We start from the raw sequence: 2,725 nt of genomic DNA, 5'->3' as shown, positions 1-2,725 counted from the left end.
CGCACGACGTCGAGGCGACGGCGCTCCTGCTCGGGACGGGCCCGGCGCCGACCGCGAGCGTCTCGACCGCGCCACCACCGCCCTCGCCCGACTCGCGGCACTCGCTCCTCGGGAGGCGCGGTCGGCGGTCCTGACGGTCCTCGCGTGGTGCTGGTGGGCGCGCGGCGTCTCCTCCCTCGCGAGCGTCCATCTCGAGGAGGCCCTGGCGCTGGACCCGGGCAACTCGATGGCGCAGCTGTACGCCTCCCTCTTCGCTGCGCGGCAGATCCCGGACTGGGTGATCGGCGCCGCAGCGGAGTCGCTGGACGCCGCAGCACAGCGGGCCTGAGGCTCGCGCCTGCGACCGGCGCTGTCTTGTCTCCGGCGCTGTCGAGGTCTATCGTGCAACCACATGGTTTCAGATCAGAGGACGGACGCGGACATCGACCGGCTCTTCCGGGCGCTGGCCGATGCCACCCGGCGGGACATCGTCGCCCGGGTGCTCGAGCGTGAGCTGTCCGTCTCTGATCTCGCCGCTCGCTACGACATGTCGTTCGCCGCCGTTCAGAAGCACGTGGCGGTGCTCGAGCGCGCCGATCTCGTGCAGAAGCGCCGTCGCGGACGCGAGCAGCTGGTGCGGGGCGAGGTCGCCGAGGTGCGCAGAGCCTCGCGCCTGCTCGACTCCCTCGAGCAGCTCTGGCTCGGCCGAGTGGACCGCCTCACCGGTCTCCTCGACGGCGAGGCGAGCGATGTGCAGTGACCACCCCTGAGCCGACCGGCTCCCGGGAACCGAGTGGAAGGAGCAGCACGATGACCGTGCTGGAGTCCGTGAAGGACATCGAGAACCTGACCCTGACCATCACCAGCGAGTTCGAGGCGGGCATCGAGCGCGTCTGGCTCCTCTGGACCGACCCGAGGAGGCTCGAGCGCTGGTGGGGGCCGCCGACCTGGCCTGCGGCCTTCGAGCGGCACGAACCCGTCGAGGGTGGACGCAGCGCTTATGTGATGACGGGACCCGGCGGCGAGAGGGCCAGGGGCTGGTGGCGGGTGACGGCCGTCGACGAGCCGACGAGGTTCGAGTTCGACGACGGCTTCGCCGACGACGAGGGCGAGCCGGATGACGCGATGGGGATCACCCACGCCGTCGTCACCCTGGAGGAGATCTCGTCGACCCGCACCCGGATGACGATCCGCACCCGGTTCGAGTCGGCGGAGCAGCTTGAGCAGATGGTCGAGATGGGGATGGAAGAGGGGATGCGACTCGCGCTGGGTCAGATCGACCCGCTGCTGCTGGAGGGCTGAGTGGGCCGGGGCGCTCCTACCTCCGGAGTCGTGGCGCCGGTGAGAGCGGCGGCATACGCCCGGACGGAGCGCTGGTAGCGAGGGAGTGTCGGTACCAGCGCTTCGAGGGCGACGCGGAGGGCGTCGTCCGCTCGACCTGCGCTGTGCAGGGCGAGCGCGAGGAACACCTCGCGGGCCGCTCCGACGGCGGGGTGCGAGTCGGCCTCGCTCATCAGCGCGACGGCCTCCTCCGCGCGGCCGAGGTTCCGGAGGGTGGACGCGTACTGGATCAGCAGCCGCGCCCGGCGCTCGTCATCGAGCCCGGCGGCGAGGGCGCGCTCGTACTCGGCCGCGGCCTCCGCCTCCCGGCCCGAACTGTCGAGCGCGCCGCCCAGCTCGAACGCGGCGACCCCGTCCGTCCCCGGGTACCGCGCGGCGAGCACCCGCATGCGTTCGACGACACCGTCCGGGTCGACCTGCGCGCCGAGGCGATCGACCGCCGCCTGCCACCGGGCCGATTCGTCGACGTCACGAGCGGACGGCCCGAGGCGCGCCCGGTCGGAGGGGAGGGGTGAATCGACCACGACTCCGACGCTACCTCGGCACCAGTGGTTGCTCAGGAGTCCGTCGACGCGTCCGCGGAGGACGCGGGGTCGAGCTCCAAGGGTGCGGCGCGACGGCCGGCCTCGACGAGCACGGTCGAGGCGACGGCTCCGCCCGCCAGGGCGAGCAGAGCCCAGCCGGCCCCCCACGTCCGCTTGCCGAGCAGGGCATCGAACGAAAGGGCACCCGGCCCGTCGGCGACGATCGCCGCCGTCGCCGCGACCAGGACACCGTTGTACTCCCACCCGCCCCCCGCGTTCCACAGTCCGTTGCTCCAGTGCACCGTGCGCACCGCGGTCACCATCGTCGCGATCAGGCCGGCGGCAGCCAGCGGGGTCGCCGCGCCGAGGGCGAGGGCAGCTCCTCCCGCGGTCTCGGTCACCGCCGCCGCAACGGCGTTCCGGCGCGCGGGATGCAACTTCAGGCTCGCCATCATCTGCTCGGTGCCCTCGAGCCCCGGGCCGTCGAACGACCCACGCAGCTTCTGGAGGCCGTGACCGACGAAGAGCCCGCCGACGGCGAGACGGAGAAGAAGCGAACCGACCTGCATGATGACCTCCGGAGGGGTGGGGACGTGTAGTGCGAGGCTCGCGCGTCGGCGGGCCCCGGTCAAGGGGTCGCGCGGCGTCTCCCCGGGGCCACCGACCCGAGCGCATCGGCGCCGAGCCGCTCTCGCGACACCACGTCCGAGGACCGTGAGCCCGACGACCGTGAGCCCGACGACTCAGAGCCCGACGACTCAGAGCCCGACGACTCAGAGCAGCGTGTAGGTGGACGCCTCCATCATCACCGTGCCGTCGGTGCAGACCTCGATCTCGGCGGGGGCGCGGACGGCGCCGTCCGCGGCGTCACGGACCTCGGC

Annotated in this window: 5 protein-coding genes; 3 read left to right on the top strand and 2 right to left on the bottom strand. The window is 72.6% G+C overall.

From position 1 onward, the window contains the following. The 3 genes from ACH61_RS14885 to ACH61_RS14875 all read left to right on the top strand — a co-directional run. Positions 1–328 (top strand): DUF4192 family protein (locus ACH61_RS14885; protein WP_153038927.1); only part of this gene is annotated, 328 nt, incomplete at its 5' end. Between the two features lie 63 nt (positions 329–391). Next, a complete protein-coding gene (locus ACH61_RS14880) occupies positions 392–739 on the top strand; it encodes an ArsR/SmtB family transcription factor (RefSeq protein WP_068213538.1) in 348 nt (115 codons plus the stop codon). A 50-nt stretch (positions 740–789) separates the two neighbouring features. Further along, positions 790–1,281: an SRPBCC family protein gene (locus ACH61_RS14875; RefSeq protein WP_068213535.1), complete on the top strand. Its 492-nt coding sequence runs from the start codon at positions 790–792 to the stop codon at positions 1,279–1,281. Here ACH61_RS14875 and ACH61_RS14870 read toward each other — a convergent pair. Continuing rightward, positions 1,251–1,844: a tetratricopeptide repeat protein gene (locus ACH61_RS14870; RefSeq protein ID WP_068213532.1), complete on the bottom strand. Its 594-nt coding sequence runs from the start codon at positions 1,842–1,844 to the stop codon at positions 1,251–1,253. The two genes, ACH61_RS14875 and ACH61_RS14870, sit on opposite strands and share 31 nt — an antisense overlap. Positions 1,845–1,876: 32 nt before the next feature. Beyond that, positions 1,877–2,413, bottom strand: a complete 537-nt coding sequence (locus ACH61_RS14865; protein WP_068213531.1) for a DoxX family protein — start codon at positions 2,411–2,413, stop codon at positions 1,877–1,879. Positions 2,414–2,725: the final 312 nt, after the last annotated feature.

Source organism: Rathayibacter tanaceti, assembly GCF_001634385.1.
Classification (GTDB): Bacteria; Actinomycetota; Actinomycetes; order Actinomycetales; family Microbacteriaceae; genus Rathayibacter; species Rathayibacter tanaceti.
The sequence above is the reverse complement of the archived record's forward strand: the minus strand, read 5'-3'. Positions and strand labels throughout refer to the sequence as shown.